Consider the following 12554-nt stretch of genomic DNA (forward strand, 5'->3'; position numbering starts at 1 on the left):
TGACGATGCGCTGTTGCCACATTGCTCAAAGGACGATCAGGGCGTCCTTTTGGTATTACCAGCGGTAGAAGGGCAGTCCCGGGAAGCATGCAGGTGGCCGCCCAACGCATAGGAGACATAATGCTTGGGGTTAGCAAGTGATCGCTGAGCGGCCGACTGCCTAATACAAATTGTGACGTGGAGTTGTAGCTTTTGTTCGGTTTCGTACAATAACAGCTTAGCGTCTTAGAGAAAACCTTGCGAGGTGGCCCCATACTGGGCCGTCCGCTTCCCAAGCTTCTTCTGTGCGATCCGTCCTTTCCAATTGCTGCGTTTCGACGGGGCTCCTCTTTGATCGTCGGCGTGGAATGACGGAACCTAGCCGGTCCGCTTTTTGTTATATCGGCAGGAAAGCACGGGCGTTCCTCCTGTGCGATCCATAGACTGGCCCCGCCGAGAGGCGGGGCTTTTTTTCGAATGGAGTTCCGCGGAAGCAAATGCGGAATCGGTCACGGGTATGCGCATGCGAGTCCGGACTTCGAACAGCAGGCAGCGAACGCTTTTTTAATCGGTCCGCTGCTTCAAACGGTCCGCAATCGGTCCGTTGATATGAAAATAGCTTTCGCGGGGAAGTCGGCTCGGGAGTGAAAACCCTTATGGTGCAAGGGTTCTAGCTGGTCGGAGTGGAGTGATTCGAACACTCGACCCCCACGTCCCGAACGTGGTGCGCTACCAGACTGCGCTACACTCCGTGACCAGCGGCGCTTCTATAGAACAGCCTATCTGGTTGCACAAGCACCAAATTCCAAAAAGCCGGCGGAAATTTTGACGGGGTTGTGACGGGTTTACAGATGAGCGGCTGCAGCAAAAAGCCACACCTCTCGCAAATCGAACGGAAGTCTCTCAGGAGCAATTTTCTTTTGCCGGGTTCCGCGCTAAAGGGCACGACAGGACAGGCGAAACCGCTCACGAGGGCGGCTTGCCAGCCATGCGCTAGAGATCAGGGACGACACGATGAATTTCCGCATCATGACCGCGGCCGGGCTTGCCATTGCGCTTGCCGGATGCACCACCATACCTTCCGCCGGCAATCCGATCGAGGCCCGCTGGGTGGGCAAATCGGCCGGCGTCTTCTTTGCCGCCTACGGGCCGCCGATCAGCGACAGCGAGCAAGGCTCGACCACCATCTATACCTGGCGCGGCGGCTACAAGACCGTGCGCATTCCGGCGAAATATGCCGAAGGCGCCGACGGCAAGCGCGGCAAGCAGATCGCGTCGGCCCGCACCGCCTATCTGCGCTGCCAGGCCGAAATCACCACCAACTCCGATTACACGATCCGCGACATCCGCACCGTCGCCGACATCCCCGGCGTCAACGGCCCGTCCTATTGCGCAGAGTTCCTGGCGCCCGAACAGAAGTAACGGACGGCTTGTCCGTAATGAAGAACAGGCGGCCCCGGTGCCGCCTGTTTTTGTTTTGGCTCGTCACGGCCAGGCGCATCTTATTGCGCCTGGAACCGGCCGCTTTAGACCCTTCGATCGGTTCCGCCTAAGCTGTCCTTGCGATTGATGAAAGTTTCGGCTTCATCCACCACGCGTTCCTTGACGGCATCATGAGCATCGGACGCAGCATCCACGGCCTTTTGATAGACCTCCGACGCTACCTCTTTACCCTGCGCGACGACGTCCTGCGCCTGATCGCTGAGGGTGTCTTTCGCGCTATCTGCGGCTTCCCCGACCAATTCATCCTCGGTGTCGGTATGCGGCAGCGCCGCGCCGATCGCCGCGCCGACCGCAAAAGCCAGAGCTCCGCCGACCAGCGGCTGGTCGCGGAAATGGATGAGGATCGCCTCGTTGAGCTTGCTCGTTTGCTCCTGAAGACTGGTCGCCGCCGAAGAGGATCGGCTCGAAAGCGAGCTCGCCGCGCCGGACGCACGGGCGGTAAGGTCGCTCGCGGCGCTTTTCGCCTGCTCCCATTTCTCCGCCGCCCAGCCGGTCGCCGCCTCGAGCATTGCACCGGTCTCATCGGTGATCTGACTGATCTGTTTTCCGCTAGCGTCGGCGAAGCCGCGATAGGTCTTGCCTGCCTCGTCCATGAAATGGCCGGCACGCCCCCCTGTTTCGTCGGTCAAGGCTTTCAACCTCCTGCCGGATTCGTCGGCAAAGTGGCTGTAACGCGCTCCGTTTTCCATTGCCGGCGGGCCAATCCTGCGGACTTGGCCTGTCGCCGGATAAAGCGGGTATTCAGGATCCTCCCTCCAGGTCGCCGTATCGCCTGATGACGGGCTGCCTTTTGCCATGAGCCAGGCGAGGCTCACGCCCATCAGCGCGACCGGCAGAGGGTTCGCCTTGAGGGCGTGGCCAAGATTGCTGACATATTCTCCGCCGCCGCTTCCCTTGGCGTAGGCAATCACCTCATCGACCAGCTGGCCTGGTGACATCCGTTCCTGGATAGCGTCAATCCGGTCTCCTATCCGGCGGCGGTCCTGGTCGATCTCCCGCTGAAGCTCGGCCGATGTTTTCTCGATTGCGTTTTCCATCAGATTTTGTCCTTCACAACATCAACGTCGCGGCGAAGCGAGGTCGCAGTTCGATCCAGTGTCAGGTTGTTGCCGCGAAGCGCGGAGAGGCCCCGGGAGACCATTGCCCACGCGATGCCGGCGATGATGATGCCGACGATCAGAGAGGCGAGCGCAGTGGCAGTGGTTTCGGCAAAACCCTGTGTCACGAGAAAGGCCGCGAGACCGCCGACAAGGGCACTCAGCAGGACGCCGACCGCCCCGATTGCCAGGACCAGACCGAAGAGGAGAATCTCTACGCCACTCAGCGCCTGCGAAAGTTTTTCCGAAGCCTCCGTCTTGGCAAGATCGATTTCCTTGCGGAGCAGGCCCGTGACATCACCAACGAGGCCACTGACCAGTTCGGAGAGGGGTGTGTTCTCTGAAGATTTAGCCATTGTACTCGCCTCCAGTCGTTGCTGGGCCGGAGCGATCGGTTGATGCTCCGAGCGACGCGGCAGTTGTTTGCCTTTTCGCCGACGCTGTCAGGAAGCGGCTTGCGGCCAGGCCTGCGAGTGCGGCGATGCCGAGAAAGGCGAGCGGTTGTTTGCGCCCGAAATCCTCGGTCATGGTGGCGATTTCGCCGATGTCTTTGCCTTCCATCCGCCGAGCGACAGTCTGCACGCTCCGCCCGATTTGCCTGGCGTATCGTCCTACTTCTGCCTGACCGGAGCTTTCCATTTCGGCGCCGGCCTTCTCGAGCGCCATTGCAACGCCACCGACCTGGCGGGCGGCGAAGCTGGTGCGTTCGGACATGACTTCCTTGGCTTTCTCGACTGCGGTGTCGGCGCCTTCCCTGATCGTTTCCTTGACGGCGGAAACATCCTCGCTCACCTTCGCTTCCAGATCGGAAATGGACGTGCGCGTTCCCGGCGAGGAGCCGGAACCTGGGGATGAGGACGGGGTCTGCGCGGACGCGCTCCGCCCCGCCGGATCTGTGATATCGTTCTGCATTTCGAACCTCCCAATTCGTGCCGGCAAATCGCCGCAGCCCCGAACCATGGATGGCCCGCTTTGTTCCCGGACGCGCCGTGGGAGGTTCGCCTTCGCTATGGCTCAGAACTGCGACCGCGCGAAGCAGCGCCGTCTAGAGCGTTTCCGGCTCCTGATCTTTGGCAGGCGTGACAATCGACGCCGCTATGTAACGCTCCTCCCGATCGCCATCGTTGAAGTAGTAGACGGCGAGCAGGGATCCATCGCTGCGTTTTACGAGTCTCGGATAGCCGAGATCAGCCGTGCCGCCGTCGCTGCGGATGATCTTCTCGGCGCCCCATGTCCGGCCGTCATCGAAACTCATGCGCATCCTGATACCAAATGGCTGATCACGGTGGCCGTAGACAAGCATCAGCATGCCTTCGATCCGCCCGAGCGCCGGCGGGTTGCCATTGCTGCCCGTGTCGTCGACGATGCAGCCTTCCGGCGTCCAGGTCCTCCCTTGGTCACGGGAGGTGAAGGCCTCTATCCAACCCTTGCCACCGCCTCTGCCTATGCAGCGCGTCAGCGTCAGGATGGCGCCGCCGGAAAGTGCCGTCGATGCCGGCATGATCGAATAGCCCTCGGGTTCCGGACCGACAAAGCCTTGCAGGACGAAGCTGCGCCCGCCATCCACGGTGCGCGCGCAGAACACTCTTCCTTCCGCACCGTCCTCTTTGGAAGTGCTGAGCATGAAGAGCGCATCGTTCCTGCCGAGAGGCACGATATCGGTGCGCGCCGAGAGCGGAAGATGCAGACCGGCGAAACGAAACGGACCCTGCCATGTCAGGCACCGATCCCGGCTGACATAGAACCAGCTGACAGCATCGCCCTCTACATCGGTTCTGGCGCACATGACGATCGTCTCGGCGTCCAGAAAGTCTATGGGATCGTCAATCGAGCAGAGGTCTTCACGGACCGACAGACGGGGACGGACCTTGAGGTCGGCGTTCAAATGCTCGTCGGCCGAAAGCGAGAGTCCGCCCGGCACGCGGCCGCAGAACGGCTCGTCCATCCAGGTCAGTCCGCCGTCCAGGCTGCGTGCCTGCCAGGGTACGAAGGGGTAGCCACGGTCCAATTCGTGCAACTCCCCCTTCGCTCCGAGTTTGCCGCGCGCGAAGACGACGAGCATTTCGTCACCCCACGACCAGAGACCATAATTTGCCGGCCAGCCCGCGAACTCGCCGCGTCTGCGATAGATTTCAAGATTGCGGAACTGCGTGCTCATAGAGGCTTCCAGGCGGTCAGAGCGTTTCGACCGGAAGTGCCCGCACAAGCAATTCTTCCTGCCCGAGCAGTTGTTCGAGTTTGCGCCGGTATTGGCGCCACCAGGCCCGATCGAGACTGTTCACCATCACTTCGATGACGATGACCGTATCTTCTTCAGTGCCCTCGCCACTCGACCAAAACCCCTTTGCCGGGGAATTGAGGTATGAAGTCGCCCCGCCATGGCGCTCGGTCATCTCGCGCTGAATCATCGCGATAATGTCTTCGATGTCGATCGCCGCGTGCGGCGCTGCCGGAATAAACAACTGTATCAGATGCATGTGGAATTCTCCTCGTCCCGCAAACTTCGGAGATCTGACGAGGTTCCGGCCCAGCTCGAAATCGCGGATGGGTGGATGAAAACCAATGCGGCGACGGACGGTCGTCGCCTGTGGCAGCCGATGCCGGCGGTCTAAAAAGCCAGCCGCATCTGCGGTTCCGCGGCCGGTGCTCGTCCTTCCAGCGAGGAGAGGGCGACGCCGAGCAGCCGTATGCCCTTTCGCGGCGGAAAGATCGGCGCGAGCAGCAGGTTGACCATCTCCTCGAGGTCGGCGATTGCCGGCAGGGGTGCCGGAAGCGTCTTGCTGCGCGTGATCTGGCTGAAGTCGGCATATTTCACCTTGAGCGTCACCGTCTTGGCGGCGATCCCGTTGGCCTCGCAGTAACCCCACACCTTTTCGATCAGCGGCTGGAGCCCTTCGCGAGCAGGCTCGAAGGCGTGGAGGTCCTGTGAGAAGGTATCTTCGGCGCCGACGGATTTGCGCACCCGGTCGGGCTTGACCTGGCGCTCGTCGATGCCGCGGGCGATGCCGTAAAAATAGGGTCCCGACTTGCCGAAATGCTCGATGAGGAACTCGAGTGTCTTCTCCTTGAGATCGGCGCCTGTTTCGATCCCGAGTTGGTGCATCTTCTCGGTGGTCGCCGGTCCGACACCATGGAATTTCCGGACGGGAAGCTGCTCGACGAAGGCCGGCCCGTTCTTTGGCGTGATGACAGCCTGGCCGTTCGGCTTGTTGAGGTCGCTCGCCATCTTGGCAAGGAACTTGTTGTACGAAATTCCGGCCGACGCGTTGAGGCCGGTGACTTGCTTGATCTTGGCGCGGATCTCCAGCGCGAGTTCGGTGGCGACCGTCATGCCTTTCAGATTTTGCGTCACATCGAGATAGGCCTCGTCGAGCGACAGCGGCTCGATCAGCGGCGTGTATTCGGCAAAGATCTCACGGATCTGCTGCGACACCGCCTTGTAGACGGCAAAGCGCGGCGGCACGAAGATCAGGTCAGGACATTTGCGCTTGGCAGTCACAGACGGCATTGCCGAGTGAACACCGAATTTACGGGCCTCATAACTCGCCGCCGCCACCACACCACGGGCAGCCGACCCGCCGACGGCAATCGGTTTGCCGCGCAAGTCCGAATTATCGCGCTGCTCGACCGACGCATAAAAAGCATCCATGTCGACATGGACGATCTTCCGGACGGGGGGTGAGCTTATCTCGTTCATGGCGGTTTCAGCGATCGCGACGGGATCGGCATCTGAAATTGCGCGCCGAAACAAAAACAGAACATAGCAGTCTTGGGAGGCGATATCAACAATTCCAATGGGGCCTGGACCTGCCGTCGAACTACCAGCCGCCCAAGGCGTTCTCATCCTGTGGACATCAATATCAGGAGGCAGCCAATGGCGGACGACAGCACGACCACCATCCGAGCCACATTCGAAACACGCGAAGCCGCTGATCTCGCGGTCGAACATCTGGTTCAGCAGCATCGGGTTTCGAGGCCCGACATCTTTATCCAGTCGGCAAGCGACCGGAACAGTGCGGGTTCGGCGCCATCAGGCGGGGATGTCTCTCATGACGATGGCGCCCGTCGCGATGCGCCACTCGAAGGCGAGATCGAGGTCTCGGTGGATATCGCATCCAGCCAGGTCGCCGCCGTCCAGCGCAGCCTCCGAGCTGCCGGCGCAGTGCGTGTTTCGAGCCGCTGAGCGTGGCCGATCTCCGCGTCATTGTGCCCGTCGAAGACATCGATTTCGGCCATGTCGGTTTCCTCTTGGAACTATCACCGGCGCCCGTCTCAAGACCCCTCCCCAACCCCTCCCCACAAGGGGGAGGGGCTAAGCTGTGGCACCCGCATCACAAACAAATAGACCAGCCGCACAGTCGACGTTCAATAGGGGCGCACGACGAGAGCCGCATGTTAAGCCCCTCCCCCTTGTGGGGAGGGGTTGGGGAGGGGTCTTGCAACGCGCCTGCAACAATTCTCCGGTTTGCGCCTGACGCCTGCCAAGCCACGCCTACGCCGCCTCCCCCGCCGGCACCGCACTTTCCGCCAGCTTCCGCGCGGCGACGAAATCGACCTTGCCCGAACCCAGCACCGGCACCTTGCCGATATTGACCTCGGCCGGCACCATCATGTCCATGGCGCCCCTGGATTTGGCGAAGGCGAGGAATTCGGCGCGGGTGGCGGTGGGGGCGTCGGTCAGCAGCACCAGCCGCTCGCCCTTCTTGGCGTCAGGCAGCGAGGAGACGACCGACAGAGCGCCCGGCCAGAGTTCGGCGGCGAGCGTCTCGACGGCGGCGAGCGAGATCATTTCGCCGGCGATCTTGGCGAAGCGCTTGGCGCGGCCGCGGATCTTGACGAAGCCGTCCTCGTCGATGGTGACGATGTCGCCGGTGTCGTGCCAGCCGTCGAGAAGCGGCTCGAGCACGCCGGGCTTTTCGGCGCGCAGATAGCCGGCCATGACATTAGCGCCGCGCACATGCAGCCGGCCGCCTTCATCGATGCCGGGCACCGGTTCGAGCTTCCATTCCATGCCCGGCAGGATTTTGCCGACCGTGCCCGACTTGTTGTACATCGGCGTGTTGATCGAAATGACCGGTGCGGTCTCGGTGACGCCGTAACCTTCCAGGATGCGCAGGCCGAATTTTTCCATATAGGTCTGGCGGGTTGCGGCCTTCACCGGTTCGGCGCCGGAGAAGATATAGCGGATCGAGCGGAAGTCGTAAGGATGCGCCGTCCTCGAATAGCCGTTGAGGAAGGTGTCGGTGCCGAAGATGATCGTGGCGTTGGAGGCATAGATCAGCTCCGGCACGATGCGGTAATGCAGCGGCGAGGGATAGAAATAGACCGGAACGCCCGAAATCAGCGGCAGCACCGTGCCGGCCGTCAGCCCGAAGGAATGGAACACCGGCAGGATGTTGAACACCTTGTCGCCGCTGTGGAAATCGATGCGGGCGGCGGCCTGGGCGGCGTTCGACAGGATATTGCGGTGGGTCAGCACCACGCCCTTCGGCGTACCCTCGGAGCCCGAGGTGAAGAGGATGACCGCCGGATCATCCGGCCGGCGTTTGACCAGCGGCCGCGCCTTGCGGAGATAACCCAGGATCTTGTCCTGGAGCGAGATTTCGGCCCTGAGATCATCGAGCCAGACGATCTTCACCTGCTTTTCCATCTCGGCGATCACGGGCCCGAGCTTCGCCTGGGTGACGAAGGCGCGCGAGGTCAGCACATGCTTGACTTCTGCCGCCTTGCAGGCGGAGAGGATATTGGCGGCACCTGCCGTGAAGTTCAGCATCGCCGGCACCTTGCCCGCCGTCATCACGCCGAGAAGGGTAGCTGCGGCGCCATTGGCATTCGGCAGCATGACGCCGAGGTTTTGTTCCGGGAACATGGTGCGGAATTTCGCGCCGAGCACGGCAGCGCCGGTGAGCAGCTTGCCATAGGTCAGCCGGCCAGTGACCGGATCTTCGACGGCGAGCTTTTTCATGCCGAATTCGTGGCCGGCCCGGATGACGCGGTCGAGCACGGTCGACGAGGTATCGGCGGTCTGGAACAGCAGGTTGGACATGACCTGATAAAGGGCAGCGCCTGCCGCCGTGCGGCGCTTGCGGCCTTTCAGCTCTGGCGGCACTTCGAGCTTCACCGGCTCGAGAATGGTGACCTTGACCTTGGGGAACAGCCGGCGGCGGATCTTGCCGTTGTCGAGATAGGAGAGATAGCTCTTCTCCAGCCCATCGATCTTCACCGGCACGACCATCGAGCCTGTTTTGTCGGCGACCATGGCGGCGCCATCATAGACCTTCATCAGCGTGCCGGTCACCGTCAGGCGGCCCTCGGGGAAGATGCCGATCGGGTTGCCATCCTGCACCACCTTGATCAGCGAACGCGTCGCCATCGGCTTTGTCGGGTCGAGCGGCAGGAATTTGCACATCTTCAGGAAGGGGCGCACCCACCAGGCCTGGGCGATCTTGTAATCGACGGCAAAGGTCGGCTCTTCCTCGGTGATCGCAAGCGCCAGCGCGCCGTCGAGCAGGCTGACATGGTTGAGCGCGATGATCGGGGCGCGGCCGGCCTTCTTGATATTCTCAAGGCCCTCGACCTCCAGCCGCATGAAGGCGCGGAACAGGATCGAGATGAAATCGCGGAGGGGATTGGTCGGCAGCGTCTTCAGCATCAGCCAGGCGACGGCGAAATTGATGATGCCGAGGCCGATCAGGATCTGCGGAATGGAAGCGCCCAGCGCCTGGACGGCGGCAACGAGGCCGAGACCGACAGTGATGAACAGCGCAGACAGCACATTGGCGGCGCCGATGACGCGGGCGCGGCGGTCCTCATGCGCCCAGGTCTGCAGGGCGGCGAATGTGGGCACGGCGATGAAGGCGCCTGCTATCGCCATGCCGGCGAGATCGATGGCAACGCGGATGGTATTCTCACCGGCGAAGAAGGTGGCGATCGTCGTTGCATGGCTCGCCGAAGCCAGGCCCCAGAGGTTCCAGGCGAGATCGAGGCTGAAGAGGCCAAGCAGCGCGGTGCCGACAGGGGCCGGCAGCAGCACGATGCGGCCGGACGACATCCAGGCGGCAATGGCCGAACCGACGGCGACGGCGATCGCAAAGACGGTGAGATAGGCCGGCACGACGAGCTCGGAGCCGCCGAGCAGCTCGGTCACCATGGTCGGCAGGATGGAGAGGACGAAGGCGCCAACCAGCCAGAACCAGCAATTCATCAGCGCCGAACGCCACAGCCGTTTGTCCTCGCGGATTTCCATGACCAGGGTGTAGCTGGAGCGGATGACATTGCGGTCGATCTGAAGATCCGGCGCCTTGGAGCCGGTGGGCGGGATCATCCGGCTGGCCAGCCAGCAGATCACCGAAAGCCCCATCATCATCGTGCCGAAGAGCAGCACATTATCGCCGCTGGAAAAGGCAAGTGCGGCGATGATCGTGCCGGCGAGGATGGCAATGAAGGTGCCGCCCTCGATCCAGGCATTGGCCTTCGGCAGGTCGCGGCGTTCGAGATGATCGGGCAGGATGCCGTATTTGATCGGCCCGAACAGCGCCGAGACGATGCCGAAGCCGAACAGCGCCGCCATCAGCACAAAGATGGAGGAGAAGGCGAGACCGAGGACCGCAAGGGCGGCGACCGCGATCTCGCAGCGTTTCAGCAGTTCGGCGATCTTCGCCTTGTCATGCTTGTCGGCGAGTTCGCCGCCGAGTGCGGACAGTAGCAGGAAGGGCACGATGAGGATGACGCCGGCGAGCGTCACCAGGGCGGCACCTTCGCTGGCCGACATCTTGAAGAGAATGAGGAACACCAGGGTGTTCTTGAGGAAATTGTCGTTGAAGGCCGTCAGGAACTGGGTCCAGAACAGCGGCGCGAATTTCCTTGAGGTCATCAGATTGTGTTGCACGGCAGGGTTCCTCTTTCGGCTCGCAGAGAAGGCCACAGAGTTGTTACGCAAAAGTTGAATGCGGTAACAACTCTGCGCTGTGGTTAACCAAGATCAATCTTCATCGTTACGATTGAACTTGACGAGCAGCTTCTCGGTGCGCGCATCCTCGACCTTGCGGATCAGCTTCTCGGATTCGGCATTGTCGCGCAGCGTCTTGGTGATGTTCACCGTGGTCTGCACCAGCATCAGAATGCCCATGGCGAGATAGCCTTTGCCCCAGAGATCGAGCGGCATCATGTAGAGGCCGAGCGCCAGCATGAAGGCGGCCGAGCCGAAGGAGATGTAGGAGAAGCTGACCCAGCTTGCGGAATGTTTCTGGAAACTGTCGTTCATTGTCTTAGCCCCTATGGGTTCGATGGATGGATGGTTGGATGGATGCAATCTTAAGCGGCAGGCGTGATGCGGCTCTTCAGCCGCGCCAGCACATCATCTGCGGAGGTGCGCAGCGGCGCGCCGAAGCCGGCATTGGCAAGCTTTTCGATGATGCCGGCCGGGCGGATGGCGCCTTCCATGTCCTTCAGGGCGGCGGCCGTCAGCTCGTTCTGGCTCTGGCGCAGGCGAAGGCGCGCCAGCGTCTCCTCGGCATCGTCGAGCGTCGCCAAGCCGGGGCCGGCGACTGCGACATCGAGCTTCTGGGCTTCCTGCGTGGCACGCGCCAGCCGCTCGCCGCGCTGCAACTCCTGCAGCCTTGCCTCGGACGCGCGGACGATGCCCTTCAGCTTGTCGATCGCGCTGGTGAACTGGCTCTGCGCCTTCTCGGATGCATCGCGCTCGGCTTCGAGATAGGCGATCGCCTCGGCCGCCTCGCGGGCGAGCCCCTCATTGCCCTTCGCCAAGGCGGCGGAGGCGCGGGTCTCGAGATCGGCGATGCGGGCAACGATCGCCCCATGCTGCACCTTCTCCTGCTCGTTCTGGGCGATGGCGACCGCGACACTGCGGCGGGCCGACTGGATCGACTGGGCGGCATCGCGGATCTGCTGGGAAAGCAGCGGCACGGCGTGGCGATCGGCGAAAGCCTGTTCGGCATCATGCGCCCTGCCCCGCAACAAAATGGAAATCAGTTTGAACATTTCCTTCCTCCGGTTTATGAACGTTGTTCACGAGAGGTGTTATGCCAGAATCATGAACGTCGTTCAAGATAAATTTTGAACGACGTTCAAAAAATCGAAGTGGAATGGTTAATGGCCGGTAGGCGAGAAGAAAAACGCGAAGACCTGAAGGCCCGGCTGATCGAGGCGGCGCGCGAACGGATCGCCAGAGACGGGCTGGCAAATCTCAGAGCCCGTGACATCACCCAGGATGCCGGCTGCGCGCTCGGCGGCCTCTACACGGTCTTTACAGACCTCGCCGAGCTCGTCATCCACGTCAATTCCGCCACGCTGAAGGCGCTGGAGGCGAGGCTCACCCTGCCCGAGGCCAAGGACCGGCCGCCGACCGACCGGCTGCGCAACCTGGCGCAGGGATATTTGAGCTTCGCCGTCGAACACCGAAACCTCTGGAAGGCGCTGTTCGACCACTTCCCGCCGGAAAGCAGCCCGACGCCGCAATGGCATCTTAACGAACACCTCTTCCTGATGGATGTGATCGCCGAACCGCTGGCCGAACTGCAGCCCGACATGCCCGCGCAAGACCGCGCCATCCGCGCCCGCACTCTGTTCGGCGCCGTGCACGGCGTCGTCAGCATCAGCCTCGAAGGCCGCTTCGTCGGCTTGCCGCTGGAGCGGCTGGCGCGGGAGGTGGATGAACTGGTGCAGACGATCGCGGCGGGCGCGGAGCGGCGGCGGGGGTGATGGGTGGGGCAGTGTCTTGGTCCGGGCTCAGGAGATCGGCGAGACCAACCCCTCATCCGGCTGCCGCCACCTTCTCCCCGCCTGCGGGGCGAAGGGGATATGTCGCAACCTCTCCGTTCCTCGCCAACCTCCCGCAGGGCACGTCCCCTCGCCCCGTTTTTACGGGGAGAGGGTTAGGGTGAGGGGCAGCCATCGGCACGAAGGGGCAGCCGCAAATCCTCACGACGAGAGACCTGCGAAGCGCCACCAGCGATA

At 62.1% G+C, this 12554-nt stretch carries 12 protein-coding genes and 1 tRNA gene; 3 read left to right on the plus strand and 10 right to left on the minus strand.

Going from position 1 to position 12554, the window contains the following annotated elements; all coding sequences use genetic code 11:
• Nucleotides 1–654 precede the first annotated feature (654 nt).
• Nucleotides 655–731: transfer RNA gene (locus BS630_RS04720), tRNA-Pro, on the minus strand.
• A gap of 262 nt (nt 732–993) precedes the next feature.
• Between BS630_RS04720 and BS630_RS04725 the strand changes: the two genes are divergently transcribed.
• The gene (locus BS630_RS04725) at nt 994–1401 is read left to right on the plus strand and encodes a hypothetical protein (protein ID WP_025393552.1); all 408 of its coding nucleotides are present in this window, start codon (nt 994–996) and stop codon (nt 1399–1401) included.
• Between the two features lie 104 nt (nt 1402–1505).
• Here the strand turns inward: BS630_RS04725 and BS630_RS04730 are convergent, their stop codons facing one another.
• The 6 genes from BS630_RS04730 to dinB all read right to left on the minus strand — a co-directional run bounded on the left by BS630_RS04730 (nt 1506) and on the right by dinB (nt 6276).
• Entirely contained in the window at nt 1506–2519 is a 1014-nt protein-coding gene (locus BS630_RS04730; RefSeq protein WP_077976473.1) for a DUF3618 domain-containing protein, read from the minus strand.
• The gene (locus BS630_RS04735; protein WP_025393550.1) at nt 2519–2935 is read right to left on the minus strand and encodes a phage holin family protein; all 417 of its coding nucleotides are present in this window, start codon (nt 2933–2935) and stop codon (nt 2519–2521) included. Before BS630_RS04735 ends, BS630_RS04730 begins: the two co-directional genes overlap by 1 nt.
• Nucleotides 2928–3491: a nutrient deprivation-induced protein gene (locus BS630_RS04740; protein ID WP_077976474.1), complete on the minus strand. Its 564-nt coding sequence runs from the start codon at nt 3489–3491 to the stop codon at nt 2928–2930. Before BS630_RS04740 ends, BS630_RS04735 begins: the two co-directional genes overlap by 8 nt.
• 133 nt (nt 3492–3624) lie before the next feature.
• Nucleotides 3625–4737, minus strand: coding sequence for a sialidase family protein (locus BS630_RS04745; protein ID WP_077976475.1), 1113 nt, complete (start codon nt 4735–4737; stop codon nt 3625–3627).
• Nucleotides 4738–4753: 16 nt separating this feature from the next.
• Complete coding sequence (locus BS630_RS04750; RefSeq protein WP_025393547.1) at nt 4754–5056, minus strand: hypothetical protein; 303 nt, start codon at nt 5054–5056, stop codon at nt 4754–4756.
• Nucleotides 5057–5187: 131 nt separating this feature from the next.
• Nucleotides 5188–6276, minus strand: a complete 1089-nt coding sequence (gene dinB / locus BS630_RS04755) for a DNA polymerase IV (protein WP_077976687.1) — start codon at nt 6274–6276, stop codon at nt 5188–5190.
• Nucleotides 6277–6453: 177 nt separating this feature from the next.
• Between dinB and BS630_RS04760 the strand changes: the two genes are divergently transcribed.
• Nucleotides 6454–6762, plus strand: a complete 309-nt coding sequence (locus BS630_RS04760) for a hypothetical protein (protein ID WP_077976476.1) — start codon at nt 6454–6456, stop codon at nt 6760–6762.
• 309 nt (nt 6763–7071) lie between these two features.
• Here BS630_RS04760 and BS630_RS04765 read toward each other — a convergent pair whose 3' ends face one another.
• The 3 genes from BS630_RS04765 to BS630_RS04775 all read right to left on the minus strand — a co-directional run bounded on the left by BS630_RS04765 (nt 7072) and on the right by BS630_RS04775 (nt 11579).
• On the minus strand, nt 7072–10467 hold the full coding sequence (locus BS630_RS04765) for an acyl-[ACP]--phospholipid O-acyltransferase (protein ID WP_077976477.1): 3396 nt from the start codon (nt 10465–10467) through the stop codon (nt 7072–7074).
• A gap of 93 nt (nt 10468–10560) precedes the next feature.
• Nucleotides 10561–10842: a YiaA/YiaB family inner membrane protein gene (locus tag BS630_RS04770; protein ID WP_003546080.1), complete on the minus strand. Its 282-nt coding sequence runs from the start codon at nt 10840–10842 to the stop codon at nt 10561–10563.
• Between the two features lie 50 nt (nt 10843–10892).
• Nucleotides 10893–11579 carry a PspA/IM30 family protein gene (locus BS630_RS04775; RefSeq protein WP_077976478.1) on the minus strand — a complete coding sequence of 229 codons (687 nt, stop codon included), beginning with the start codon at nt 11577–11579 and terminating at the stop codon, nt 10893–10895.
• 111 nt (nt 11580–11690) lie between these two features.
• Between BS630_RS04775 and BS630_RS04780 the strand changes: the two genes are divergently transcribed.
• Nucleotides 11691–12299 carry a TetR/AcrR family transcriptional regulator gene (locus BS630_RS04780; protein ID WP_077976479.1) on the plus strand — a complete coding sequence of 203 codons (609 nt, stop codon included), beginning with the start codon at nt 11691–11693 and terminating at the stop codon, nt 12297–12299.
• Nucleotides 12300–12554: the final 255 nt, after the last annotated feature.

The sequence above is a fragment of the Rhizobium laguerreae genome, assembly GCF_002008165.1.
GTDB classification, from domain to species: domain Bacteria; phylum Pseudomonadota; class Alphaproteobacteria; order Rhizobiales; family Rhizobiaceae; genus Rhizobium; species Rhizobium laguerreae.